Origin of the sequence: Liquorilactobacillus nagelii DSM 13675 (assembly GCF_019444005.1) — a bacterium.
GTDB lineage: Bacteria > Bacillota > Bacilli > Lactobacillales > Lactobacillaceae > Liquorilactobacillus > Liquorilactobacillus nagelii.
In genome coordinates this window covers 1-25,553 of record NZ_CP049305.1, presented here as the reverse complement: position 1 = coordinate 25,553, position 25,553 = coordinate 1, and the positions used below count along the sequence as shown (strand labels likewise).

Sequence of the window (25,553 nt, the reverse complement as noted above, 5' to 3'; positions counted from 1 at the left end):
CAAACCCTTTCGGAGTTCAGCAAGTGCTTCTTGTCTCGCTTGATCTCTGATCTTTTTATCGTGTTCAATCTGCTGTTCAGCTAAAGCTTGTTTTTCAATGGACCCTAGTGGTAGTCCCTTAACTTTATCCGTTGCACGCCATTTCTCTTAATCTGTTAGTTCACTATTATGCTGAATATTGAAAAGCTTTTGACGTTCATCTTGAAATTGTCCTTGTGAGAAGTCGTTTGTATCTTTTCTTTCTAATATTAAAAAATAAGCTGCAGCTAGTTCTTCTTTACTCTTTCTTATGCTAACTCCAATTTAGTACATCAACAACTCTTTTCAACCACCATAATATATGTAGCATCACTTTTACTCGATCAAAGGTTGGAAAACTTCTTAATCCGATAAATCTGTGACCTTGAAGTCCCAATTGTTCTAGCAATCTGTGCAATCGGCACTGGTGGATTTTGCTGCAGCATTTGCACTATCTGATGATACAGATAACGTTTCCGGCGGTCAGGTGAATCTGGTGCATACAAACGGACAGCGCCTTTATAAGCGCCACGTTGTTTAGCCAGCTCAATTCCCTGCCGTTGGCGTTCGCGGATTTTGCGCCGTTCTTCTTCAGCCGTGTATTTATAGATCTCCAATACTAGGTTAGATAATAAAGCCTTCAAATTTTGGTCTTCGACCCCTGCGAAACTTGGTAAGTCCAAAATATTTAGCACAGCTCCCTTATGGCGGACTTCTTCAATAATTTCCGTCAAGTCACGTGAACTTCGACCTAAACGATCCAAACTCAAGACGACAATCTCATCTTGATCATGAATATATTCCAACATAACTTTTAATTGAGGCCGGTCTGCATTCTTCCCCGAAATTTTTTCGGCAAAGATTTTTTGCACACCAGCTTTTTTGAGTGCCTCTAATTGACGATCTAAGTTCTGTTCAGCGGTACTAACCCGTGCATATCCGACTTTCACTTCTGAATCCTCCTTGGTACATCTAAATGGTACAGACGTTTTTCTTAGTATAACACAACTAAAAAAATGTACCACTAGGGTACACTTAAAAGAAACACTTTAAAAGCTAAACAACATTCTAAAAACCAAAGAAATTGTTTTTTTCGATAATTATAGTTTGTAAAATTTTGGTTATCCAGATTTTTTATTATCTATATAAAAGTGTTTTTAATTATACTACATAATAATGGCGCTTTCACCTTGTTAACATTCTTTTTTAAATTTTACGGCAAATTGTAGTCTCTTCTAAAATTATTTATACATTCGGGAAAAACCTCAAATTATGGCCAGTGTTTTAAAATAAAATAATTAGCCTTCTAAGTAAAGAGAATTTAAAGTATGTTATTTTGGCAATAATTTCAATCAAAATAAATAAAACAGATGTTTTGACTTTAAATTCTATAGGCTGTACTATGACTATAAGCCTAAAGGTAATGATATGCATTAGTAATACCTTATGCTTAATAAAAAATATCATGATAAGGAGGAACAAGTTATGAGTAATAAAGATGATAAATTAACTCGTTCAGAAGCCGGAAAAAAGGGCGGGGAAGCAGCTGCTAAGTCACATGATAAAGATTATTATGAAAAAATTGGGAAAAAAGGCGGAAAAGCAACTGCCGATTCTCATGGTGATGACTTTTACGAAAAAAATGGTGAAAAGGGCGGAGAAGCAACCGCTAAGTCACATGATAAAGACCATTACGAAAAAATTGGGGAAAAAGGCGGAGAAGCAACCGCTAAGTCACATGATAAAGACCATTACGAAAAAATTGGGAAAAAAGGCGGAAAAACAACTGCTAAGTCACATGATAAAGATTTTTATGAAAAGATTGGAAAAAAAGGCGGAGAACAACGAAATAAATAACCTTTAGACAAATATAAAATAAACCTAAAAAATAATTATTAATTAATATCGGTCACCTAGTTAAAATAAATTGCCAACTAAGTAACCCCTTAGTGATCACCGATCACTAAGGGGTTACTTTAATTTCAAGTTGTTATTATAGCTAGTACACAGTGCACATAGATTGGACAAGTATAGTGAGCATTTTTATGCTAGTGAAGCTAAAACACTAAGCAAAATTGTGAGAATAAAAGGAGCGCTTATAATTCAACTAATTAAGCGTTATCCGTTAACAACAGAACCACCATTAACATGGATAGTTTGTCCAGTAATATATTTATTTTCTTCAGCTGCTAAAAATAAATAACTTGGAGCTACTTCGAAAGCCTGACCTGGCCTTTTAAGTGCATTACTTTTGCCCCATGTTTTTAGTTGTTCAGAAGTAAAAGTTGCAGGAATTAGTGGTGTCCAGATTGGCCCCGGTGCTACTGCGTTTACCCTAATCTTTTTTTCTAATATGTCTTCATTCTGCGCTAATGACCGAGTAAAAGATAAGATTGCTCCTTTGCTTGCAGAATAATCAACAAGGACAGGTGAGCCTGCATATGCCGTAATAGAAGTAGTGTTTATTATTGAGCCACCCTCTCGAAATAGAGGAAATATTGCTTTAGTCAACATAAACATACCTATAACATTTGTTTTGAAAATTCTTGTGACTTCACTCATTGGAATATCTAAAAAATGTTCGTGAACATGTTGTTCACCAGCATTATTGACAAGTATGTCAACATGACCAAACTTCTGTGAAGTTTCTGCTGTTATTTTTTTAATAAAGCCTTCATCAGCAATGTCCCCCGATAAAACTAAAACTTGGCGGCCTATTTCCCGTATTCTTTTAGCTATATTATTAGCATCTTTATCAGATTCATAATACACTATTACAATATCTGCGCCTTCTTTAGCAAACAAAATCGCAGTTGCAGCTCCGATACCACTATCTCCTCCTGTAATTATTGCAACTTTCCCTTCAAGTTTGTGAGCTGGAATATAATTTGGATCTTCCAGTAAGGGTGCATGCTTCAACTCCTTTTCCGTATCGTTTATCAAATAATCTTTTTTAGGTTCTTGGTCTTTTACCACCACAATCAGCCTCCTTAATAGGGTTAAAAAATATTGGTTTCAAAAACGGAACGTGTATTTAAAACTTAATCCAAGCGTAATGGTTTAGCTTTTTAAATACAAATTATTTGTTTTGGTAAACATTTATTGTTAAGCTCTACTTATATTCAATAACCTACTATATAAAGCAGTAAAGACGGTGAAAGCTTAGCTGCACTGCTTCTTTTTTAAATTTAATTTTCCCAAGCTCTAAAATTTAAAGCAAGTTCTTAACTTGTCACTAAGGAAGGTTAATAGTATGAACATTTTAATTTGTATAGAAAACTTAAAAATGGATGGGGTTAAAAGAGTTGCCACCGTTGTTGGTAATAGCTTAGCTAAACAACACAATATCTTTTATTATTCATTGTCCTCAGCAGGTTCTTTTTTCCATTTAGAAGCTCCTTTGATTAAAGCCAAACATCCAATAAATTCAGGAAAAAGTTTCCGTGAAGATCTCCCACTAAAAAAATTCAAGTTACAGATTGCAGATTTAAACACAACCATAAAAAAAGAGAAGATCGATATTGTTCTTCTGAATGCAGGACTCTTTACTAGCTTTAGTCCGTTAATAAAGGAAGCAAATCCTACCACTAAATTAATCGCTTGGATGCACAATAATTATAAGACTTATATGAAAGAATACTATCAGGATATGCGGGTTGAATTTATTGCTGGACTTGAAGCGGTGGATACAGTCGTAACTTTAACAGAAAGCGACCTTTTAAAATTTTCAAAACATAATGTTAATACAATAAAGATCCATAACCCAGTTACGCTGGTGTCTAATCATAAAAGTAACTTGAATAAAAATGTTATTGTAGCTGTTTGCAGAACAGATGTAAAACATAAAGGACTTGACTATTTGTTAGAATTGGCGCAACGCTTGCCCGATAATTGGCAAATAAAGTTGGCTGGTGATGGGCCTGACAAAGAATGGTTAAAAAATGAGGTTCATAGCAAAAAAATAGAGAAACAATTTATTATTTTAGATTCCTTACCCGACGAGGAATTACAAGAACATTATAGAAATGGCTCAATCTTTGTAATAACTTCTAGGTGGGAGGGATTTCCATTAGTTATCGGTGAAGCTATGAACTTTGGGCTGCCAATTGTGAGTATGTGGAATACAGGTTCACAAGAATATTTACAAAGTGGAAAATATGGAATAATAATCGCAGACCATAATACAGAGCATCTCTACAGAAAACTATTACCATTATTGAAAAATATTGACTTGCGACAAAAATTTGGAAACCTTGCAACACAACGGTCACACGACTTCCGACTACCTTATATTAATGAAAAATGGAATTTACTTTTTAGTCAATTAAATGAGCAAAATTAAATTTAAATTTTCCCTATTCATATGGCCAAATATGGATTTGTTTGGGACCAAGTAGGTATAATATGAAGAGTTTTTATTCTTTATGGAGGTGAACATGATTTTAAAAAACTATATTTTTAAAAATAAGAAAATACTTGTGGCACAAGAAAAAGAACGGATCGACTGGGTTAGTTTAATAAAACCGACTGAGGAGGAAATAAAATACATTACGTCAAAATATTTTTTACCTAGAGATATTATTCGCGAAAGTTCTAATTTAAATACAGCCTCTCACATTAATTACATTACTAATCTAAAACAGCAGCAAATTACTGAAATATTATTGTTATGTGCTGGAGAAGGTACATTTGGGAAAAATAATGTTACTACGGGCTATCCATTACTAATACTGCTAGTTGATAGTACCATAATAACCGTTACTGACATTATTTTACCTTTCATAGCCCCCCCAAAAAAATTAGGCGAAGTTAATAATAATAAAGAAGAGTTAGCCATACACCTTATAAGTTCAGTTTACGAAGAATTTAAAAAACAGCTTCTAAAAATAGAAAGTGAAATAATAGGAATAGAAAGAAATATTCATAAGCTCCAAACTAACAGCGCTGGGTTAGACAGGCTTGCTGCTTGTCAAAAAAGCATCGTGTTTTTAGAAAGCGCTTTAGAAAGTAATGAAAAAACCTTCCAATATATTTTAGAACACTGTGAAAAACTCTTTTTAAACAACGCTAAGTATAAGGACAAGCAATACCAACTACGTATCCAAAGATTGCAAACGCTAAAATTAGCAAAAACCCTAACTACCTTAATTTCCCAATTAAGTGACATGTTCAGCAATATCATTTCATATCAGTTAAATATCATTATGAAAATTTTAACAGAACTATCAATTATTATCACTATTCCCACTATCATAGTTGGCCTTTGGGGTGTTAATACTAAGGTTCCCTTCCAATCTTCAATGCCTGGTTTCTTTATTGTATCCATAATTACCGTTATTGCTACCCTAACATGTTACATTGTACTAAAGCATATAAAATACCTTTGAAACCATGAGGTAAATAAAAGAAAATTAATACAAAAAATAGGCCCTCAGAGAGTTAAGTCTGAGAGCCCGTGAGTGACGTGGGTTGATTAAGTCCACTTAAAAGGATAAAACCCCTTGTTTTCCATTTACCTTACCTACGTATTATCATTTCATAGCTATCAAGTCCAGTATGCTATACTGGTAAATGGCTACAACACAAGGCTGGTTGCCTTTAATTAAACTGTATGCTACGCTTTGCAAGTAACATTTACTTTATCTGTTTCTCTAGTTATTCAACTATTTATCATATACTTGATATTTAGAAATAACAAGAAGTAGATACAAAAATACTGGGATTTAGTTATCCTGGTGTTTTTATATATTAACATGCATGTTTACTAGTTAAAAAACTTTTTAATTTACATAATGCATCTTAATCTAAGTATACCGCTGTATACTCGCAACTACCCTACTCAGCAACTTAAAATCAACTTACTAATTTTACCAATTTCTTAACTAAAATTGGTATAGTTATTTTACTTCGCAAGATTCTTATTAACCTAACTTTCTGAACTTGTGAATTTCAAATCCCCTACTTTGAAACCTCACTTACATTCTTAACAAGTTATTCAATAAATATGAATACCTTTAGTTGACTTCTGTTCTTGGCTGGCTTAGTTTTTAGGAAGCCTGAAGCGATATGAGCAAAGTTTTTCCCTTAATTTTGCAGAGAAAAACAAAAAAATAACGTGCAGCTCAGTTTTTGAGGTTTCCCCTCGCTTCACTCACAAGTAATCTAGTTTCAGCTTCTTACAGCTATCTTAACAATTAAGTTTTTTACTCACCAGCAAAAACATGCCCTTACTGTATGTTAAGACTCCATTCATGTTACCACTCTAGCCATTAGTCAGCAGCTTCTATGTCTGCAGGTCGGCTCTGAACCCAGCCTACAGATCAGATTACAGAATCCATAGACTACTCAATTATTTTTGTGAAGTTCTGGCTGAGTTCACCAGATGTCTACTTTTTAGCGTTCATCCATAAGCAGCTGTCGCATATCGAAATATGAAACCTATGTACTACTAACCTACTACTCAGCTTGTCTCCTGAGTTTTGAAAATCACCACATTGAACACACTAGTAAAATGTGCTACAATGAGACCATAAATAAAGACTTAGTTCGGGTCATTCCAATACGCCAATATTGGGTGGCTTTTTCTTTTATGTAGAAGCTTATCTATCAATAGATAAGCTTCTTTTTGTTATTTATAGATTACTCCTTTTCATCTCTAGTGTAAAGCTATTATGCAAAAAATCACCTTTTGATAATTTAGTACACTATTCTCCTTTTCTCTTAGTACACTATTCTCCTTTTCTCTTAGTACACTATTCTCCTTTTCTCTTAATCTCTTTTTACACTAATCTCTTTTTCTCTTAATCTCTTTTTCTCCTTTTTAAATTATTATTATTGATTAGAAGGCCTTTTTATAGTGTTTATTCTCTTAATCTCCTTTTCTCTTAAGGTACTAAGAGAATAGGAGATTAATCTCTTTTTCTCCTTTTCTCTTAGGAGCATAATCTCTTTTTCTCTTTTTGATAAACAAGTATAAAGGAGATTTACTACATTTTACTTTACTTTTAAATAAAATTGACTTACTATGTATTTAATGGAGGTGTCTAAATGACGTATACAATAATTAACGCTCAACAAAAGGGTGGCGTAGGTAAAACAACAGACACAGTAATGGAAGCAGTAGTGGCCGCCACCGTATTTAATAAAAAAGTGTTAGTCATAGATACAGATCTACAGGGGAATGCAACTCAGTTTTTATCAAAGACTTTCGGAAATCCTGAAATTCCAAACACTTTAATGGCCTGCTTGGAAAAAGAAGACCTGTCGCAAGGAATTGTACACTTAGCTCCGAAGATAGATTTAATTGGGTGCGACTATGACATGCGTAACTATACCGAATTCCTGGATAAAAAGTTTAAATCATTAACAGATAAGACCTTCTATTTAAAAAAACTTTTAGATCAGATCAAAGATAACTATGAATTTATTTTCATTGATGTTCCACCTTCCACAGATATTAAAGTCGATAATGCTATGGTTTGTGCCGACTATGTTATTGTTATTCAAGAGACACAACAATTTGCTTTCGATGGATCAAAGCGTCTTATTCTTACATATTTACAAACTTTGGTAAATGATTTTGGGAATATGATTAATGTTCAAGTTGCTGGTGTCTTGCCAGTTCTTTTACAGGCGCGTAGACCTTTACAGCAAAAAATAGTTGATGAAACCATAAAATATTTTGGCCGTGATAACGTATTTAATAACATTATTAACAATCATGCTAGATTGGAATGGTACACAGCACAAGGAATTCAATTTGAAGACTTTCATGATAAAAGAATTTTTGCACTATATGCAGATATATTCAAAGAATTATTATTAAGAATCAAATCTTTTGAAAAAACTGGTGATGTCGTAGATTTTAAATATGAACATGAATTTATTAATAATAATAGGCTCACTGAAAAAGGAAAGGGGCTGACGCTTAGTGGCTTTACTGAAGAGGGATAACAATGTTCAACCAAACATCAAAAATACTGCCGATGTTAGCAGAAATCTTTCAATCAAAAAAGAATATAAGGCTAACGAACGAAAGACCATTAAGGTTGATCCACCTGTATATGACTTAATTAAAAGTATGTCTGTCGTTACCGATACTAAGATGTACGATTTAGTTAATCAGATGTGTAAAACCTACTTGGATAATAATGTTTCTCAACGGCAAAAAGAAACGATCCTGCTTATGTTAAAACAAAATGAAAAATAAAATTCAACAAACAAAATCAATGAGAATAAGCATTCAGTTATAAATAATAAGTTATCTCAAGAAACACCCAAATCAAGCAAATCAGGTTAAAGTTTTGAATCGTGAAGAAAAAAATATTAGGTAACTAACTACATTCAAAATATGATTAATCCTCATCATCCGAAAAACATCCACTAATATCAACAGAAAGGTACTCTGCTTAATTTTCAGAGTATCTTTTTTGTTACTATACTGTATTTTGACATCAAGTTTATTAGATTTTGCATAAGTTTTCCTATCATAATTAGGGCGATAAATTATAACATATGCTAAGACCATTAATTACATGGTATTAAAAAAGCGACACAATCGTTGAGTTATGTCGCTTTTCTGTAATCAATGAAAGTGGTCATTTAAATCTATAATTAATTTTTTAATCTCGTCACGAACCTTACGGAATACTTCTAGTTGCTCTTCTAATGTTCCTGTTGCTTGCGCTGGGTCAGATAAAGGCCAGTGTAAACTTTTTGTTTGCGGGGGAAGCATAGGACATTTATCCTTTGCATCACCACATAAAGTAATAACTAAATCTGAAGTATTAAAATACCTTAGATCAATTAATTTAGAGTAGTGGCTACTAATATCTACTCCGTCTTCAGCCATAACTTTAACAGCATTTGGATTTAGTCCATGCGTTTCAATACCCGCGCTTTCTATCTCAAAAATATCGGGCGATAGTATACTTTTGGCATATCCTTCAGCCATTTGACTGCGACAAGAATTTCCTGTACATAAAAAATAAATTTTTTTCATTTTAAACCACCACCGATTTAATTTGTGTAACATCGTTATACACAATAAAACTTAAATGCAATGTTTCAATGCCTATTAAGGTAATATAACATTAATCATCAATAGGTAAATTACTAGTTATCCTGTATAATAGTTCAAGTAGAGAAGTTAAGGCGGTGACTATTTCCTTAAAGGGGGTGGTGCTTATGGTGTAAAAACTATAAACTCACATTCTAGGAAAGGAGTAGCCCAAGTGTCCGTTTCGGACGCTTTACAATTAATGCTGGCTTTCGGTACTTTTATCGTGGCCTTAATCGCATTAGTTGTTGAGTTGATTAAAAATCAGCAAAAAAAATAACCGCCTTAGCTCTGGCAAGCTAGCGGTTATTTAATCGTATTAAGTTATGCCACCGTCTTAAACGGTTCTACATGGGAAGTCTTGTTCAAGCAAGGCTTCTTTTTCTGCTTCTATTATATCATGTCTGTAAAAAATTGGGTAGTAAGGTATTTTTCAGCTTATTTTTTATAACAAATCTATTTCGTGTCTTATAAAGGCTATGAATTTTTTATTTATTTTTGTATTTTTTTAAAATGGGTTCAACTAATTCTTTTTCAGCTTTTTTTCGAGCTTGGATTGCACTTTCCTTATCTTTAAAATATCCTAGCTCGTAGCGTATATGTTTTACTGTGATATAGCTACGCCACCTCTTATCACGTTTACTATAAGAAACCCCTGTTACACCACTAGAATTATTTGCCTTTAATTTGTCGCTTGTTGCTAGTTCCAATATAGATAGTTTAGTATTTTTTTCACGACCGTCATTTTTTCTAAAAGTTTTTTTTATCTTCTCTTGTATCTTTTCATCTTTGTAAATATTTTTCCATTTTTCTCGTGCCTTCTTTAATTGACAACCACAACTCTTGGTAGTTCCTTGAATAAGTTTTGTGCTTGCCACGTCGGTATAATTACCACAATCACATTTACAAAACCATGTAGTACCCGATCCCTTCTTAACACCAACGGATTGTCTTAAAACTGGGTTCTATAATATTTGGTACTGATAGAAAAATCTTCTCTCAGTACCAATTTTGTTTTATGATAAAAAAATAGAGATGAAGACACACTTCATCTCAAAGAAACAATCCCTACACTGAAAGGAATGTCCTACATGAAGAATTGTACACTGGATCTATTGGGAATTAAAGACTCACACCTGGAATTTGATCCAAAATATAAGAATAAAGTGATAGCTGCAGGATTTTACCAACATAAAAAAGTCCGCAAGATCCATTTGCGGCAATCTTATCCTTGTGCTTGCCCAGTTTGTGGTCAAAAAATGCGCTACAACGGTTTTAAAACCGTTGAGATGCTCGGTTTGCCTTCGGGTGGGATCACAAATGTTTTTTCGATCCGCAAACAAAAATATCTCTGCCCGGCTTCAGCTGCCTGCCCTAAAACTATTACAAAACTTGCGGAGATCAAGGACGTCAAGGCTAACGACCAAATCTCACAAGCCGTTAAATATCAGGCTATTTCTAAATTAGACCAGAATATCTCACAAAAAGATATTGCCGCTGATTTTGGGATCTCTGGAATGACAGTGATGCGCTTTGCGCAAGAGCTCTCAACTTACTTAAGGCCCAATCATCATTTCTTACCGCAAAATATCGCTTTTGACGACTTTAAAGCGGGCAACTTTTCTAGTAGCGGCATGAGTATCATTGTCATGGACATTGCGACACGCCGCACGTTAGATATCGTGCGTTCTCGGCATAATACATACTTACGAAGTTACTTTTTACAATATGACCGTCAAGCTCGCTGGGCAGTCCAAACGGTCACAGTTGATCTGTACTCGCCTTATCGATCCTTGATCCATGAGATCTTTCCGCAAGCGCTGATCATTGCCGACCGCTTCCATGTCGTAACCCAAGCTTATCGGGCCTTAAACTTAGTTCGGACACAAACCATGAAACAGGCGGGACAGGGTTCGCACAACGCACGTGCTTTGAAACATTATTGGAAATTGTTAACTAAAGACTCGACCAAACTTGATTTTAAAACCTATCGTAAAAGCAGAAACTTTCGTAATATGCAGTTATGTGAACAGGATATTGTGGAGCGTTTATTAAATATGTCCTCCGCTTTGCGACAAGCTTACGTTTATTATCAAACACTTTTACAAGCTGTCCAGCAGCGAGATCCAAGGCTCTTAGAAAGTCTAACACGTTCAGCTGCAGGCATGCCTGAGCCCATCAAAAAAACTAATCGTACCTTGCGTAAACATCTACAAGAAATCAAGAACAGCTTTCAGACGACCTTTTCTAATGGACCCGTGGAAGGAACAAACAACAAGATCAAAGCCATTAAAAAGACTGCTTACGGTTTCCGGAACTTTGAAAACTTCCGTTTACGTCTTCTCATCGAATTAAAGAATAGTTATGTCAGTTTGAATTTTCATAGTCACATTAAAAAAGCTGCTCATTCCATTCAGGAACAAGCAGCTTGACCAAGTAGACCAATTGCTTATTATTTTTAATAATTCATTTCATCAGTACCACTTGATAAAGAACCTATTATAAAGAAGAAAGTTTAATGGCTGATTTATCTGTGTTTTTATTATCAGCAGCAATTAAGTTATAGATGTTTTCTATGTGCTTAATATAGCGAGAAATATCAAATTTCAAAACTGTTTTTTTGATATCTGTATGATTATATTTACCACGCAAACGATAGATTTGCCGGCATGCAGCTATAAAAGCTTTTTGGTCGTTCATTGGAGTTAAAATTCCATTGTGGGAATTAATGATGTCTGCCGGTCCAGTAGGACAGTTTGTTGAAACAATTGGCAAGCCATAAGAAGCAGCTTCAATAACAACCATTGGGAATCCCTCATATTTTGAACAGAGCAGCAGGCAATCAGCTTCATTAATTGCTTCCCAAGGATTAGGCATCCAACCTTGCCAGTTAATGTTTTGTGAAATATGCAAATCATTTGCTAATGTTTTTGCTTTTGGAAGATCAGCTCCCTTGCCAAAGATGTCCAGTTTCCAAGGAATATTAAGCTGTGCCATTGATTCAAGAAGCATACGTACATTTTTTTGATCATCCAACAATATTCTTCCAATAAAAATTGCATGGAAAGGAGCGTTAGCTTTAGGTGTGCTGATTGTTTTCTTATTTACAGTGCGGATAGGATTATAGATCAGAAAGATTTTTTGGGCTGGGACCCCGAGTTTGATCAACTGTTTTTTTATCCCTGTACTAATTGCAAGATGATATTCTGAGAAAGCAAGTTCTTGACGAGCAAAAATGTTTGATTCAGCAATGGAGGTATGTCCCCAAGAAACAATTTTATAATGAAGGTCATATTTTTTCCTGATCTGATAGGCAGTTACACAAGCTCTGCCTTCGAGTCCCAAAACGATATCTGGTTCTGCTGCTAAAACATTTTTTTCAATAAACTCTTTTTGTGCTTGTGTATCTTGTGCATGGCAAATTTTAAGTTGGTAGCCGGTAGTACGTGTAATCCATTGGAGCCATTCAGGTTTTCCGCTTTTAGGGATCAAAACCTGATATTCATTTTTTAAATCTTCGTTGACCAAGTTCGAAATGACTCTTTCGGTACCGCCATGTCCCTCTAAATACTGTGTTATTAATGTTATTTTCACGATAATTCATCCTTTCATTTTATGAAGCCAACATTAATCTGATGTAATCTTAAATAAGTTGTATTAGTGAGTCAGTAATTGTTAATTAACTTAAAAATTCTAAAAATAGTTACACCGCATTTGTTAATTATAAAAAATTTAAAACACAATAATGCAGTTGTAACAAAAGTACAGACAGCTAAGGTATGTGATTTTGTTTCAAACAAATGCAGAACTCGATTTTAAAATTCACCCGGCTTTCATTTTATCAACAAAGAAAATAGTTTACTTATGGCTAGTTGGATACATAAGAATGGCATTATTTAAATAATAAAAAAAATAAAGGTACAATAACCTTATCCAAATGGTTGTTGAACTGATATGACAATACAGAAACTAAAGAATCTATATTATACTTACCCCCATCTAAACTTTATTATAGATCTAATCAACATAAAAACTCAAATAGTTGAATTTTGTAAACAAAAGAGAGCGTAAAATATCTTGTGTAAATGCATAAAAGATTTCTGAATTGTATAGAAATAGGGAATGCCTTCCCTTATGATATTTAGTAACCACAGAAAACATCACAGGAGGCATTCCCCATGAATGAACTTACCACAGAAATTATCGCTGCACTAGCCCAAAAGCAAGATTTGGACGAAGTTTTTCGTCACCACCTCGAAATTGCGATTAACCAGCTGCTTCAAACCGAATTGGCAGAGTTTTTGGGTTACGAACGCTACTCATACGCTGGGATTAACACTGGTAATAACCGCAACGGCAGTTATGAGCGCTCGTTTGATACGAAGTACGGCCAACTTAACTTAACCATTCCTCGAGATCGCAATGGCCGGTTTGAAAATCATACCTTGCCAGCCTACGGTCGGCACAGTGATAATTTAGAAACAACGGTCATTCAGTTGTATACCAAGGGAATTACCACTGCTGAAATTGCCGAACTCATTGAGAAAATGTACGGTGCTCACTACTCCAAAGCCACGGTTTCCAACATGACTAAAGCCGTCAATGAACAGGTTCAAGCTTTCCAGCAACGTCGACTGGCTTCACAATATGCGGCCATCTTCTTAGATGCCACTTACTTGCCGTTAAAGCGGGATACCGTTCAAAAAGAAGCCGTTCATATTGCGATTGGCATTCGTCCAGATGGTACGAAAGAAGTGCTGAACTACCAAGTGGCGCCAACGGAATCGACTGGAATCTGGACTGAACTGCTGGGAACCTTGATCAAGCAGGGCGTTAAAGATGTGCTGTTGTTTGTGGCCGATGGGTTAGTTGGTTTGGATGAAGGCTTGAATCGGCATTTCCCTAAAGCCAAACGACAACGTTGCCTGGTTCATGTTGGGCGTAATTTGATGAACAAAGTTCGTGTGAAAGACCGTAAGGCCGTGATCAATGACTTAAACAAGTTCATCGAGCTGCCAATCGTGAAGCAGCCGAACTGAAACTGAATGAGTTCGCCAACAACTGGCATCGTACCTATCCCAAGTTAATCAAAGATCTGCTTAAAATGCCGAATCTGCTCACTTTCATGGACTTTCCACCAGCCGTTCGGCAATCACTCTACTCCACTAACTTGATTGAGAACTTTAACAAGCATCTCAAGCGCACCACCCACCACAAAGAACAATTTCCAACGGAAGATTCACTGGATCGCTTCCTGGTTTCTCAGTTTAATGCTTATAACGAGAAGTCTCTGAAGCGGATCCACCGAGGGTTCAAAGGACTCCAGGACACCTTGGAAGCATCATTTATTTAAGTTAGATACATATTATATGTACGAAGGCATTTCATTTACACAAGATTCTTGACGCTACCCTATTTTTTTTGTTATAGTCAAAATAAAGCCAGCGAAAGCGAGGAGGACGTCATGAAACAATACACGAAATTTTTACTGATGATTCTTGTCTCTACAGTTATTATGTATGGGTTAATGTACCTTAATGTGTTCCAATTAGATGATATTTTTCTAAGCCAAACGCGACTGTATATGGCGCTAATTATGGGCGCCACCATGGCCATTGTAATGCTGTTATTCATGTGGTCAATGTACCAGAATAAACGTTTGAACCGCCTGATCCTACTTGGTAGTGCGGTGATATTTGCTGGCTCGCTTTATCTAGTTCGTAGCCAAGCGACCGTGCACGATGCAGCTTGGTTGCAAGAAATGATCCCCCATCACTCGACCGCGATTCTAACCAGTGAACGCGCGCAACTCAGCGATCCGGAAGTCAAAGCCCTCGCACAGAAGATCGCTAAAACGCAACGTGAAGAGATCACGGAGATGAAACGATTATTGAAAAAAGTTGCCGATCAATAGCTGATAAAAAATAAGGAAGTTGACCAATCAGGCCAACTTCCTTATTTTTTAGGCTTACGCAAATTGCAATAGTAAGTTAGCCAGTGCCGATAAAGCACACAGACGAAAGGGCTCATGGGAGTTCCAGGTGGATCAGGATTAGGCGTTCGGCGTATCTTTGATTTCAGGTGGATAAAGTTTGTAAATGATAGCAGGCACACAAATCAGACTGATGAGACCGGGCAGCAGGGCGGCCAGCAGCCAGCCAGTCCAAGTAATATGAACGTGCAGAGCGGCCGCTAAAGCAACTGCGACTAGGTTGGGCGCCATGGCTGTCATGAATAGACCGCTGGTTGCGATGTTGCCATGAAAGGCGGTCATCATGAGAAACGCGCCGATTTTGCGCTGGGTCCCTTCTTGCGGGTCGGAACCGTACGCTTTGGCTAGCGATTCGATAATCGGAAAGACGATGCCACCAGCACGCGCCGTGTTACTCGGTGTCGCGGGACTCGTGACTAAGTCCACACCAATTAGTGCGTAGGCCAGTCCGAGTGTTCGTTTGCCGAAGCATTTGACGAACACTAACGCGACTCGCCGACCCAGACCCGTTTTGACAAAACCGCAAGATAAAAAGTAGGCCATCGCGATCATCCAGACCGTACTATCACCAAATCCTGCAATCGCGGTATCAATCGGCGTGACGCCTAATAGCACACAACAGGTCAAGCCGATGATTGCCACCCCAGCGATGGGCAACGGCTGGGTAATACACCCGATGATCGTACTGACAAAGATTGCCAACATTTGCCATCCGAGCAAACTCAAATCACTTGGACGCAGAGGGGCAGCCAGCCAAAGTATCAGGCCACAACTGAGCGGCCAAATGAGTTTTCGATAGTTGACTGGATTCAAATGTGACATACGTAAAACCGCCTTTCAATTAACTTCAGCTGAGGCACGCTAGTCTGAACTGGCTCGGTCAAGCTGTGCGATATCAATCACAATTGAGATACTTACCAGTAGTTTGGTCATATCTGAATGTTCGACTAGCCAATCGGTCCTCAGAGTAGACATGTCATTGTAAACCGAGTTCTAGCTTGGCAGCCTGTGACATCTTAGCGACTGACCATGCGGGTTCCCAGACAAGATTAATGAGCACCTGGTCAACATCATTCAACGCGCTTAGTGCTGCCTTGATGTGGTCGTCCAGATAGCCCGTCAATGGGCAGCCCATAATGGTGAGCGTCATCGTGACGGTGCACAGTTGAAGGTCGGCGTCATAAGCAATGTCGTAAATTAACCCCAGGTCGACGATGTTAACGCCAAGTTCGGGGGTCGATGACGGTTCGTAAGGCGGTTAACGCTGCTTCCTTAAATGGTGGTCTTGTCTTAATCATGAAAAATAACCTCCTTTGAGTGACGCCCCCGGCACGGCGATGACAGCCACTGTGACGGGGGCGCAATCCTTATTTGATAAATTTGACTTGTTCGTTGATTTTCTTGATTTCGGCTTCCTTGCGTTCATTAAAAATGACTTTGTTCTTCTCAAACAAGTTGTCACCGTTCGTATCGATCGAGACGATCAGCGGGCCAAAGTCTTTGACTTCACACGCCCAGAGTGTTTCGGGCATGCCGAGGTCCTTCCACTGTGCATCAACGATTTTTTCAACGTGCAGCGCAGCGTATACCGCGTTACCTGCGGGATAAACCAGATGGAGAGCGTGATATTTTTTGCAGGCGCGTTCTGTCCCCGAGCCCATCCCACCCTTACCAACGATCAACTTAACGTGAGTTTCCTTGACAAAGGCTTCTTCGAATTTTTCCATTCGCATACTCGTGGTTGGGCCGACCGCAACCATCTGATAGTGGCCGTCGCCGAGATCTTTGATGATTGGACCAGCGTGTAAAATGGCACGGTCGGTAACGTTGACGGGTAACGGCCGGTGTTCTTCGACTAACCGACGATGCGCGACGTCCCGGCAGGTCGTGAGTGAGCCGGTCAGGTACACGATGTCGCCGATTCGAATGTCTTTGATGTCGTCATCTGAGATGGGCGTGGTTAAATGATAAGTTTTCATGATAATTCGACTCCTTTGTTCAGTGGTAATTCGTAATTCAAATCTTGGTCAAAGTTAATGAGACCGCGTCGATGGGACCAGCAACCAGTGCTGACGGCGACGCCAATCGTTGATGGATGCCGGGCCGTATTTTCAACGTTGACGCCCATGACCGATTTTTGACCACCAAAGCCTTGTGGCCCGAGCCCAATGTGGTTGATGCCGTCTTCCAAGAGGTGTTCCAACTTAGCGGCGTTCGCATTTGGATTCTCACTATCGACGCGGCGCATCAAAGCGAGTTTGGAATTCAACGCGGCGGTCTCAACGGAGGTTGCCACGCCGACGCCGACGAGTAATGGTGGACAAGCGTTGATACCATAGCTTGTCATGCGATCCATGACAAACCGCACGACGCCTTCGTAGCCTTCACCGGGCATCAGCACTTTGGCAGCGCCAGGCAAGGTACAACCGCCACCAGCCATGTAAACGTACATTGAAATGTCCGTACCGTTGCCGTCGACTCGTAAGAAAATCGACGGGATGCCGTCACCAATGTTCATGCCAGTATTGTATTCGTCGAACGTTTGAACGGCGTTGTGCCGCAACGGGGCCTTCTTCGTGCCACGATAAACGGCATCCTTTAAAATCTGGTTCAATTCTCCGAGTAACGGAAACTGGGCGCCACATTTGATGAAGAATTGTAAGGCCCCAGTATCTTGACAGCTCGGCCGCTGCAGCTTGTTGGCGAGTAACTGATTTTCCATCATCGTATCGTAAACGAGCTTTTGTAAGGGATCGACTTCAATTTTGCTGAGTTCTTCGAGTTTGGCCGTCACGTCATCGGGTAAGCGGTGACTGATGAGGGCAATGTAGTCGGCCAAGATGTCACGCATTCGCTGCCCCTTGGTCGATAGTGTGGGTTCGGTATAGTCGTAAGTCATTGTATCCATGATTGATTTCCTCCTATCAATTTACAGCTTCATTTTAGGCAACCCTGGGCACGCAGACTAACCGCTAGATGATGACTTCGACGGCACGAGGCGTTGTGAAAAACCACGCAATCAACCAAATCTGGTATGTGATATGACAAAAAAGTACCAGTCTAATTCAGTTGCAAATGCTGAATTAGACTGGTACTGAGCGATAAATCCATATTTCGGACCGACAAGTGTGACTAATCATTATCACAAAAATTGTTATGCCATTAATTATTGATTGAGCAGATTTTTTAATTGTGTGACCTTAGTTTTGAGTGCTTGGTATTCTTCAAAGTGTAATTTGTAAGCACAACTCTCACAGGCACTCAGTTGATCGACCGTCGCCAGTTGCGCCCAGTGCGTCATTTGTGCTTGGACCCAGGCGGTTTGCGTGGGCGTCAGTGGTTGTTTGAATGCTGAACGCGGCCCATTTGAGAGGTGCTCGCGGTAGTTCGAAGGCGTCTGACCGAAATGCCGTTTGAACATCAAATTAAATGACTTGACCTCCTGGAACCCATTTTTGGGTGCAACGTCTGCAATTTTTAGATTAGGGTCCTCCAAGTCGGCAATCGCGTGTTGAAGGCGGCAGCGGGTCAGGTATTCGTAAAAATTGATGCCGAGCTCAGCTTTAAAAATACGGGACAAATAGGCCGTGGAGTAGTGACTGATGGCGGCTGCCGATTCGAGCGTGACGGGCTGATCGTAGTGCTGATTGAGATTGTCGATGACCCGGCTGAGCGAGCTTTGTTTTTTCGGCTGTGGATAGGCAATCGTTGCCTGAGTGTCAAAAAAGTCATGATGTAACAAGTTGGTCAGCTGGAAATAGGCCGCGTTTAGCTCGAATGCGGACCAACTTGATTGATGCAGTCCCGTATAGAGCTGTGCCAGAATTTGCCGGATGGTCTGGTAGTCGCGATGTTGCGGTGCTGTCACGCTGTTTAGGTGAAAAGCTCCGTGTGACAAGTCGAGTCCTTGGCTGGTGTAGAATGCAGGGGCGATATGTAAGCGCAGCGCCAGACATTCTGGATCCAGGGCAAACGTGGCGTGACCGCAGTTGGTGTTGATTAAAATTAAGTCGTTGGCTTTTAAATCATACCGGCGGCCGTCAACGTTGACTTCCACGTGGCCTTGCAGGAGCCAAAATAATTCGATTTGCGGATGCCAATTGTAGTGGTAACTACCAATCGTATAGGCGAGCAAGTCGAAGTTTACCGCGGGTGTCGATTGAAAGTGCTGGTTGGATAACATTGAAAATCACCTCCGAGGATCATTGAATGAGATCATGAATCCATATCTGGTTATTACCGATAACTCTTTTTTTTGATAAACTTTTACCTACTTCTCTTAAATTTGGAACTTTTGTAGTTGATGTAGTACTATCAATCAAAAGTGATTCCATTAGTTTACTTGGAATCAAATGCCAAAAATAATTTTTTTGTTCTTGGTTTAGTTCAAAAAGATATTGTTGCTTTAATCGCCCATTCTTATCAAAGACTTCACCCTTATGTGCATTTAACCATTCTCGATGATCAGATAAGGGAATTTCAAGTTTATACATATCACAATCAACCCTCCAACCATCATCGTCCCAAATATTTCCATCATATGCTAATGGCTTGGGGGAGCTATAAACGTCATATTTAGCAACACTTACAGCATGAATCTTTTGGTTAAAAACATGAAAAATAATATCTCCTCTTCTGACATGAGACATGTTTACATACCCGGGATTTCTACCATGTTTCCGATTTAATTTAGGAGACCAAAGTAATTTGTGCTGAAATTCATATTTATGACTTTGATTTTGTGAAAACCAGGAAAAGAGAGGGCATTAAAATCACTACCTTATATATTGATTTGACTCAATAATAACACGGAAAAGAACGGAATCTGTTATTTTCCCCGACTAGCATTTTTGCATGTATATCTGTCAATTCTTGTGTTCTTTGTAAGTAATTTATTCTTAACTTAAGAATAAACAAGGCTAAAAGGAAAAAGCCTAGAATTATTATAGCTATTAATAAAAAATGGATGGTAATAATTTTCGTAACATGTCGAACACGATTATCAGTTATACCATTCGATTTTACATAATAAATTTGAAGATTTTGTTGAGTACATAGAGTGACAACATGATCTCCCTTCGGTGGGACAGCTACCCTAATTTTTTCTCTAATATTATTAACTAAAAGTTGTAAGAAGCTGTCTAAAATCTCTTAAGTAATAGTGCTAAAAACGCTAAAACGACCATTTGCAGACTGGTGGTTAATTGACGCTCACAATTTTTCCAAAGTCGCCGACAATTCTCTAGCCAACTAAAAGATCGTTCGACTACCCAACGTTGGGGCATGACTTCGAATCGATGCAACTCATTGCGCTTCGCAACCTGCACGGTTGCGTTTAAATTACTGGCTACATCGAGCTGAAAATTAACGCCTGAATAACCACCATCAACTAAGACATTTTGAACCTGGCGTAAATGCATGGCATGTAAAGCGATCATTGCACTGGCCCCGTCTCGATCAGAGACGTTCGCTCGCGTCATGTGAATGCCTGCGGAAAGCCATTGATATCAACTGCCAGATGGCGCTTAATCCCCGAGATTTTCTTACCAGCGTCGTAACCTTTGTTTTCAGCAGTAGCGGTGTTTTTGACGCTCTGAGCGTCAACGATAATAAAGGAAGTTAAAGCTGAACGTCCTTGGTAAGTTCGCCGAGCAATGACAATTTTTTAAAACTTGTTCCAATAAAGAATCAGCCGTAGGCTCAGCTTTAGTTGACCAAATTTTGTAATAGTTGTAAACTGACCGCCATTCTGGGAAATCACCGGGGACTTGACGCCGTTGGCAACCGGTTTTCAAGACATATAGGACCGCACAGAAGACCTCGTAGAGGTCATATTTTCGAGGCTTAGTTCGCTTACGAAAATTTTCTAAAGCTGGTCGAATTAATTCAAATTGTTGCCGAGTAATATTGCTGGGATAATTTTTCATAGCTTAAACTCGCTTTTTACATAGAAGTATATCAAAAATCATAGATCTTGGACAGCTTCTGAACATGGCGTGCGCCAACGGCGTAACGTTGACCAACGATCCAAATATAATCAATCTTTGGGGCGATCAATTGAACAGCGTCCCATGATGATTAATCAACGTAAGCGCATCGGCGATTTTGAACTAGATACAGTCGTTGGTCCTCGTGGGCATAGTAAGGCAGTTTTATTAACTTTAATCGATCGCAAATCACGGTTCCTTTGGGCATACCGGTTAAAAGATCGGACGACAGCGACTGTTAATGAAGCACTAACTAAGTTCCTAACCACTTTAATGGTCCGGTGCACAGCTTTACTGTGGACCGTGGCACTGAGTTTAGTGGGCTAGTATCACTCGAATCACAATATGGATTAAGACCTATTACTGCCATGCTTATACTCCAGCTGAACGTGGTAGTAATGAACGCTTTAATCGGAATTTACGTTATTTTTATCCTAAAGGGACTCGTTTTGAGCACATTAGTGCTCAAGATTTAAACGACGACGTTACTCCAAATTAACCAGCGACCGCTTAAAATACTCGACTGGCAAACACCGTATCAGGTTATGCTGACAAATTTGTCCAAAATTCGGATTAAATTTGCAATCTACCTAATTTAATTAGACTTATTAAGTAAAGAAAATAGGGACCCTTTCAGTTAAGGCTATACTCCTTCTTGGGTAGACAGCAAATAATTAAAGCTTGTCTTCCTAGAAAGGAGTTTTTGTATGGGCCGAAAAGGTTCTAGATATACGTTAGATGAGAAGCTCTTTTATATTGGTCTGGTCCAAAAGGGCCAGTCTGCTAATTCAATTCATAGACAGTATGGTGTTCATGATTCACAAATCCAGCAATGGTTAGAACGTTACGAGTCAGATGGTGTGGACGGGCTTAAGCGAAAACGAACCAATCGAGTCTACTCTCAAGAATTCAAACTTGAGGTCGTTCAGAAGTATCTTGGAGGTAGTACCTCATATCCCAAGTTAGCCAGAGAATTCGGTATTCCCAATAGTGGTCATAGTTCAATGGGTTTCCCTGTATAATGGTGGTAAATTACTTAAATCCGCTAGGAGGGCTGCACCCATGAAGGATGGCCTTAAGACGACGCAAGCTGAACGTATCGAGATTGCACAATGGACTATCGCCAATGAATTGAATTACGTTGAAGCGACAAAGCACTTCGACGTTTCGTATGGACAAGTCTATGCCTGGGTCAAGAAATTCAAGCGAAGTGGTGAATCGTCACTTGCCGATCGGCGTGGTAAATCCAAGGAAATAATGATCAACTGACCGAACTTGAGAAGAAGGATCTTGAGATCAAACGCCTTAAGGCGCGACTTGAATACGTCTCAACGGAGGCCGCCGTTCTAAAAAAACTTCAGGAAATAGAAAGAAGGAATGCCGCTCAGACGAGCAATATCAGACCATTCAACAACTCGCACAAGAAATGAATCCAGATTCGGCCAAGCCTTATGGCATTAGCACTGCGTGCCGTGCTCTTGATATTTCGCGTGCCGCATATTACAAGTGGTTGAATCGTAAACCAACGATACATCAATTAGAGAATCAGGCGATTCTCGAATATATTATTGAGCTTGAAGAAAATAATCATTACATCTTCGGCGTTAAGCGACTCGTGACCTACATCAACGTCGAAACGCCGTATCATGTCAGTCACGGCCGTGTTCGTCGAATTATGCGCAAAGGTCACATACGGGCCTCTTCTTCGCGTCGCGAAGCATGATCGCAGAGCCGAGAAGAAAGAGTATCTCCTTGCCAACAAGCTGTACACTGTGGACGCTGGACATGCGTTCCATCCAGTCAGGCCTAATTTAGTCATGGTCACGATTGTTCAGAGTTAACCTATGGAATCAAGAACGAGAAGAAGCTTCGACTCAGTGCCGTAAAAGATCTGTATGATCATAGCATTATTGCCTGGCGCGTCGCGCCAACTGAGACTGCACAACTAGTGACAGATACCATCAAATTGGCCCTTAAGAACAATAATGGCATTAAGCCCAAGACGATGCATAGTGATCAAGGATCGGCGTACACAGGTGGCGAGTACAATACATTTTTGGCTGGAGAAGGCATTATTCATAGTATGTCTCGCCCAGGCACTCCAGGGGATAACAGCCCGATGGAAAGCTTCTGGAGTCATCTGAAAACCGAACGCTTTGCATTTGAACAAGCTTTATCTGAAGTTGAGATGATGAAACAGATTGAAGACACCATTCACTGGTATAACTATGAACGACGCCAAGAAACCAAAACGGCATGACGCCGATGGAATATCGGATCATGCCGTAAAAGAAATTGCATAGGAACTTTAATTATTTGACCTGTCTACTTGACACGGACCAGCGCCAACCAAAAGGGGGCCCTATTTTCTTTTAATACCGTATTTCACACGGTATCGAATAAAGGTCGTCCGTTTAATACCTGTATTTTGGGACACATCAATGTCACTCATGCCTGCTCGATAAAGCTTAAAAGCATGTTGCAAGCGGGGATCGCCTTGGGTGTATTGGGGTTTGCGCCCATGATATTTGCCTTGTTGTTTAGCCAGGGCAATGCCTTGTTGCTGACGTTCGATGATCCGCTTACGTTCACTTTCAGCTTGGTATTTAAAAGTTCAATAATGAGGTTGGTCATGAGTTGACGTAAATTGGGGTCAGCAATCCCTGTCATGGACGGTAAATTCAACACATCTAGGGTGGCACCTTATTTTGAATGGAGTTCATGATCTTAGTCAAATCATGGTTGTTTCTGCCTAAACGATCTAATTCAGTGACCATTACAATATCACCCTCACGAATATAGGCCAGCATTTTTTGCAGTTCTGGCCGATTAGTGTTAGCCCCACTTAATTTATCCGTAAATAATTTATCAACGTCTTTTAAAGCCGCTAACTGTCGATCTAAATGTTGCTCCTTGGAACTCACACGCGCATAACCGATTTTAGCCATTTCCAATTCTCCTTTTGGACAGTTCTAATGAACACTTGTAATTCCTAGTATAGCACAGAAATAAAAAAGACCATTAGGGTATACCCTAGTGGCCTTTAAGCTTAGTGCGAATTATTAATTGAATTTATCGTTTCCCTGTATTTACCATCAAATGTTTTTTCATCTGGAAACAAGGTTTCTCGTGAATATCCTAGTTGTCTTAATTTTTTTGGATCGAATCTTTAACTTATCACGGAAACACGAGTTACATCACGGTATTTATAGTCCTGTTGTTTTCGTTAATAGCTTGGCTATTTATGGCTCGAAGATTAAAGAAAGCTGATTATGCATAGACACTATTCTATCCCCATTTCCCTGTATAATAGATTAAGCAAGAAGCTTTAATGGCAATGATTGTCTTTTCCCTTGCGAGGTGAGGCTCATGGGAACATGGAATAATCTTCAGGAAGGCTTCACAGTCAATGAGCGTCTTTCAGACACTCTCGTTGATGTTGCTGTTTGGCACGTTTTTAATCGCGCTACTCAGCTATATCGACAACACCACAAATGAAAAAGCCGCCCCACATAACTTTGACCGGTTTATGGGGCGAACTAGTGTTGTTTTAATATCTGCCACGTCTTTAACGGCTCTACACGGGAAGTCCTGTTCACGTGGGACTTCCTTTTTCTTTTTCATTATAGCATGACTATGAAAAATTGGGTAGCAAGGCATTTCAGCTTATTATTTATCTTTGTATTTTTCAAAAATAGGTTCAACTAATTCTTTTTCAGCGTTTTTCGTACTTCGCCGTATTTGTATATAGTTTCCCAATATGTTTATGTCTGGCAACGGACCCACTTAATCTAATATTATTATATGATAGACCAATTTGCCTATTAACTTAGTCTCAGTGTTTTTTTTCTAAAGTTGCTAATAATGCATCAATCCGTTGTTTAACTCGGGTTCGTTGGGTTGTATCAGTTAACAGTACTAACGTATCACCTTCATGAATCAAGGTGTCACCATGTGGAATCACTTCTTGTTCACCACGCCGGATTCCAATGAGCAGTGCTTCTTTAGGCCATGGCATGTCTCGGACCATTTTGCCGTTTAAGGGACTGCCAAAAAAACCGGTATTTCCAAATGATCAGGTCGATGAAGTTGCTGAACAGTTTTAGGCATTGTCATCTGCTTAAGCAATGCTTCATAGATTGGTGCACCGCCTAATAAATCAACAACAAGGTAAGCAGTTAACGATATGACTGCTAATGGCATTAAATGTGTTAAATTGCCAACCATTTCTGTTACCAGCAAGATAGCTGTGAAGGGAGCTTTTCCAATTCCAGCAAAGTAACCGGCCATGGAAAAAATGATTAGGTTCATGATATAGACATGCGATAATAATCCTAATTGATTCATTAAGACGCCATAAACCGCACCAATCACAGCACCTAAAGAAAGAATCGGCAAAAAATACCGCCAGTAATCCGGAACCATATGAAATCATTGAAAAGACGAATCGTATAATAAAAATTGCAATTAGTACAAACAAAGGTGGAACATACTGGCC

At 38.9% G+C, this 25,553-nt stretch carries 19 protein-coding genes and 10 pseudogenes; 14 read left to right on the top strand and 15 right to left on the bottom strand.

What is annotated here, in order from left to right:
• Positions 1 to 3: 3 nt before the first annotated feature.
• Both G6O73_RS12890 and G6O73_RS12440 read right to left on the bottom strand, forming a co-directional pair.
• Positions 4 to 243: pseudogene (locus tag G6O73_RS12890) on the bottom strand (replication initiation protein); the annotation flags it as partial.
• Between the two features lie 119 nt (positions 244 to 362).
• Complete coding sequence (locus tag G6O73_RS12440; RefSeq protein WP_057884665.1) at positions 363 to 968, bottom strand: recombinase family protein; 606 nt, start codon at positions 966 to 968, stop codon at positions 363 to 365.
• A 535-nt stretch (positions 969 to 1,503) separates the two neighbouring features.
• Here G6O73_RS12440 and G6O73_RS12435 point away from each other — a divergent pair.
• A complete protein-coding gene (locus tag G6O73_RS12435; RefSeq protein ID WP_010078379.1) occupies positions 1,504 to 1,875 on the top strand; it encodes a general stress protein in 372 nt (123 codons plus the stop codon).
• A gap of 261 nt (positions 1,876 to 2,136) precedes the next feature.
• Here the strand turns inward: G6O73_RS12435 and G6O73_RS12430 are convergent, their stop codons facing one another.
• Complete coding sequence (locus G6O73_RS12430; RefSeq protein WP_003687917.1) at positions 2,137 to 2,994, bottom strand: SDR family oxidoreductase; 858 nt, start codon at positions 2,992 to 2,994, stop codon at positions 2,137 to 2,139.
• 277 nt (positions 2,995 to 3,271) lie between these two features.
• On the opposite strand from G6O73_RS12430, the gene G6O73_RS12425 reads away from it, so the two are divergent.
• The 4 genes from G6O73_RS12425 to prgO all read left to right on the top strand — a co-directional run bounded on the left by G6O73_RS12425 (position 3,272) and on the right by prgO (position 8,227).
• The gene (locus G6O73_RS12425) at positions 3,272 to 4,360 is read left to right on the top strand and encodes a glycosyltransferase (protein ID WP_003687916.1); all 1,089 of its coding nucleotides are present in this window, start codon (positions 3,272 to 3,274) and stop codon (positions 4,358 to 4,360) included.
• Positions 4,361 to 4,454: 94 nt separating this feature from the next.
• Positions 4,455 to 5,405 (top strand): magnesium transporter CorA family protein, encoded by a 951-nt coding sequence (locus tag G6O73_RS12420; RefSeq protein ID WP_003687914.1) that lies wholly within the window; start codon positions 4,455 to 4,457, stop codon positions 5,403 to 5,405.
• A 1,660-nt stretch (positions 5,406 to 7,065) separates the two neighbouring features.
• Positions 7,066 to 7,971 carry a ParA superfamily DNA segregation protein PrgP gene (prgP, locus tag G6O73_RS12415; protein ID WP_003691186.1) on the top strand — a complete coding sequence of 302 codons (906 nt, stop codon included), beginning with the start codon at positions 7,066 to 7,068 and terminating at the stop codon, positions 7,969 to 7,971.
• On the top strand, positions 7,949 to 8,227 hold the full coding sequence (prgO, locus tag G6O73_RS12410; RefSeq protein WP_003691188.1) for a DNA segregation protein PrgO: 279 nt from the start codon (positions 7,949 to 7,951) through the stop codon (positions 8,225 to 8,227). The genes prgP and prgO overlap by 23 nt, the downstream gene beginning before the upstream one ends.
• A 375-nt stretch (positions 8,228 to 8,602) precedes the next feature.
• Here prgO and arsC read toward each other — a convergent pair whose 3' ends face one another.
• The gene (gene arsC, locus G6O73_RS12405) at positions 8,603 to 9,019 is read right to left on the bottom strand and encodes an arsenate reductase (thioredoxin) (RefSeq protein ID WP_003691189.1); all 417 of its coding nucleotides are present in this window, start codon (positions 9,017 to 9,019) and stop codon (positions 8,603 to 8,605) included.
• Between the two features lie 232 nt (positions 9,020 to 9,251).
• Here arsC and G6O73_RS12400 point away from each other — a divergent pair, with 232 nt between their 5' ends.
• Complete coding sequence (locus G6O73_RS12400; protein WP_046870757.1) at positions 9,252 to 9,356, top strand: putative holin-like toxin; 105 nt, start codon at positions 9,252 to 9,254, stop codon at positions 9,354 to 9,356.
• Between the two features lie 208 nt (positions 9,357 to 9,564).
• Here the strand turns inward: G6O73_RS12400 and G6O73_RS12395 are convergent, their stop codons facing one another.
• A complete protein-coding gene (locus G6O73_RS12395) occupies positions 9,565 to 9,954 on the bottom strand; it encodes an AP2 domain-containing protein (protein ID WP_003691192.1) in 390 nt (129 codons plus the stop codon).
• A 213-nt stretch (positions 9,955 to 10,167) separates the two neighbouring features.
• On the opposite strand from G6O73_RS12395, the gene G6O73_RS12390 reads away from it, so the two are divergent.
• Positions 10,168 to 11,508, top strand: coding sequence for an ISL3 family transposase (locus G6O73_RS12390; RefSeq protein ID WP_003691194.1), 1,341 nt, complete (start codon positions 10,168 to 10,170; stop codon positions 11,506 to 11,508).
• Between the two features lie 67 nt (positions 11,509 to 11,575).
• Here G6O73_RS12390 and G6O73_RS12385 read toward each other — a convergent pair whose 3' ends face one another.
• Positions 11,576 to 12,670 (bottom strand): glycosyltransferase, encoded by a 1,095-nt coding sequence (locus G6O73_RS12385; RefSeq protein WP_003691196.1) that lies wholly within the window; start codon positions 12,668 to 12,670, stop codon positions 11,576 to 11,578.
• Between the two features lie 584 nt (positions 12,671 to 13,254).
• Between G6O73_RS12385 and G6O73_RS12380 the strand changes: the two are divergent.
• Positions 13,255 to 14,429: pseudogene (locus G6O73_RS12380) on the top strand (IS256-like element IS1310 family transposase).
• A gap of 111 nt (positions 14,430 to 14,540) precedes the next feature.
• On the top strand, positions 14,541 to 14,990 hold the full coding sequence (locus tag G6O73_RS12375; RefSeq protein ID WP_034542113.1) for a DUF305 domain-containing protein: 450 nt from the start codon (positions 14,541 to 14,543) through the stop codon (positions 14,988 to 14,990).
• 141 nt (positions 14,991 to 15,131) lie between these two features.
• Here G6O73_RS12375 and G6O73_RS12370 read toward each other — a convergent pair.
• The 7 genes and pseudogenes from G6O73_RS12370 to G6O73_RS12340 form a co-directional block, all read right to left on the bottom strand.
• A pseudogene (locus G6O73_RS12370) lies at positions 15,132 to 15,890 on the bottom strand (DASS family sodium-coupled anion symporter); the annotation flags it as partial.
• A gap of 154 nt (positions 15,891 to 16,044) precedes the next feature.
• A pseudogene (locus G6O73_RS12365) lies at positions 16,045 to 16,366 on the bottom strand (metal-sulfur cluster assembly factor).
• Between the two features lie 69 nt (positions 16,367 to 16,435).
• Positions 16,436 to 17,047 carry a L(+)-tartrate dehydratase subunit beta gene (ttdB, locus tag G6O73_RS12360; RefSeq protein ID WP_010078391.1) on the bottom strand — a complete coding sequence of 204 codons (612 nt, stop codon included), beginning with the start codon at positions 17,045 to 17,047 and terminating at the stop codon, positions 16,436 to 16,438.
• Positions 17,044 to 17,976: a L(+)-tartrate dehydratase subunit alpha gene (gene ttdA, locus G6O73_RS12355; RefSeq protein ID WP_003690999.1), complete on the bottom strand. Its 933-nt coding sequence runs from the start codon at positions 17,974 to 17,976 to the stop codon at positions 17,044 to 17,046. Before ttdA ends, ttdB begins: the two co-directional genes overlap by 4 nt.
• Positions 17,977 to 18,234: 258 nt before the next feature.
• The gene (locus tag G6O73_RS12350; protein WP_010078390.1) at positions 18,235 to 19,251 is read right to left on the bottom strand and encodes a helix-turn-helix transcriptional regulator; all 1,017 of its coding nucleotides are present in this window, start codon (positions 19,249 to 19,251) and stop codon (positions 18,235 to 18,237) included.
• 19 nt (positions 19,252 to 19,270) lie between these two features.
• Positions 19,271 to 19,717: a hypothetical protein gene (locus tag G6O73_RS12345; RefSeq protein WP_235805029.1), complete on the bottom strand. Its 447-nt coding sequence runs from the start codon at positions 19,715 to 19,717 to the stop codon at positions 19,271 to 19,273.
• A gap of 492 nt (positions 19,718 to 20,209) precedes the next feature.
• Positions 20,210 to 20,995: pseudogene (locus G6O73_RS12340) on the bottom strand (IS5 family transposase).
• Positions 20,996 to 21,055: 60 nt separating this feature from the next.
• Here G6O73_RS12340 and G6O73_RS12335 point away from each other — a divergent pair.
• The 3 pseudogenes from G6O73_RS12335 to G6O73_RS13025 form a co-directional block, all read left to right on the top strand.
• Positions 21,056 to 21,654 (top strand): annotated as a pseudogene (locus G6O73_RS12335) (IS30 family transposase); the annotation flags it as partial.
• Positions 21,655 to 21,762: 108 nt separating this feature from the next.
• Positions 21,763 to 22,485 (top strand): annotated as a pseudogene (locus tag G6O73_RS13030) (transposase).
• Positions 22,482 to 23,358 (top strand): annotated as a pseudogene (locus tag G6O73_RS13025) (IS3 family transposase). The pseudogenes G6O73_RS13030 and G6O73_RS13025 overlap by 4 nt, the downstream one beginning before the upstream one ends.
• Before the next feature lie 59 nt (positions 23,359 to 23,417).
• Here the strand turns inward: G6O73_RS13025 and G6O73_RS12320 are convergent.
• Positions 23,418 to 24,003 (bottom strand): annotated as a pseudogene (locus G6O73_RS12320) (recombinase family protein).
• A gap of 421 nt (positions 24,004 to 24,424) precedes the next feature.
• Here G6O73_RS12320 and G6O73_RS12980 point away from each other — a divergent pair.
• Positions 24,425 to 24,553 carry a hypothetical protein gene (locus tag G6O73_RS12980; protein ID WP_272876769.1) on the top strand — a complete coding sequence of 43 codons (129 nt, stop codon included), beginning with the start codon at positions 24,425 to 24,427 and terminating at the stop codon, positions 24,551 to 24,553.
• A complete protein-coding gene (locus G6O73_RS12315; protein WP_245002978.1) occupies positions 24,492 to 24,689 on the top strand; it encodes a putative holin-like toxin in 198 nt (65 codons plus the stop codon). The genes G6O73_RS12980 and G6O73_RS12315 overlap by 62 nt, the downstream gene beginning before the upstream one ends.
• A 201-nt stretch (positions 24,690 to 24,890) precedes the next feature.
• On the opposite strand, the pseudogene G6O73_RS12310 reads toward G6O73_RS12315, so the two are convergent.
• Positions 24,891 to 25,553 (bottom strand): annotated as a pseudogene (locus G6O73_RS12310) (chloride channel protein); the annotation flags it as partial.

Excerpts from the sequence above, each read along its gene's own strand:
- ttdA (WP_003690999.1), bottom strand. The coding sequence starts at position 17,976 with ATGGATACAATGACTTACGACTATACCGAACCCACACTATCGACCAAG.
- G6O73_RS12980 (WP_272876769.1), top strand. The coding sequence starts at position 24,425 with ATGGGAACATGGAATAATCTTCAGGAAGGCTTCACAGTCAATGAGCGT.
- arsC (WP_003691189.1), bottom strand. The coding sequence starts at position 9,019 with ATGAAAAAAATTTATTTTTTATGTACAGGAAATTCTTGTCGCAGTCAA.
- G6O73_RS12345 (WP_235805029.1), bottom strand. The coding sequence starts at position 19,717 with ATGTCTCATGTCAGAAGAGGAGATATTATTTTTCATGTTTTTAACCAA.
- G6O73_RS12315 (WP_245002978.1), top strand. The coding sequence starts at position 24,492 with ATGTTGCTGTTTGGCACGTTTTTAATCGCGCTACTCAGCTATATCGAC.
- ttdB (WP_010078391.1), bottom strand. The coding sequence starts at position 17,047 with ATGAAAACTTATCATTTAACCACGCCCATCTCAGATGACGACATCAAA.
- G6O73_RS12425 (WP_003687916.1), top strand. The coding sequence starts at position 3,272 with ATGAACATTTTAATTTGTATAGAAAACTTAAAAATGGATGGGGTTAAA.
- G6O73_RS12420 (WP_003687914.1), top strand. The coding sequence starts at position 4,455 with ATGATTTTAAAAAACTATATTTTTAAAAATAAGAAAATACTTGTGGCA.
- G6O73_RS12350 (WP_010078390.1), bottom strand. The coding sequence starts at position 19,251 with ATGTTATCCAACCAGCACTTTCAATCGACACCCGCGGTAAACTTCGAC.
- prgP (WP_003691186.1), top strand. The coding sequence starts at position 7,066 with ATGACGTATACAATAATTAACGCTCAACAAAAGGGTGGCGTAGGTAAA.
- G6O73_RS12435 (WP_010078379.1), top strand. The coding sequence starts at position 1,504 with ATGAGTAATAAAGATGATAAATTAACTCGTTCAGAAGCCGGAAAAAAG.
- G6O73_RS12390 (WP_003691194.1), top strand. The coding sequence starts at position 10,168 with ATGAAGAATTGTACACTGGATCTATTGGGAATTAAAGACTCACACCTG.
- G6O73_RS12375 (WP_034542113.1), top strand. The coding sequence starts at position 14,541 with ATGAAACAATACACGAAATTTTTACTGATGATTCTTGTCTCTACAGTT.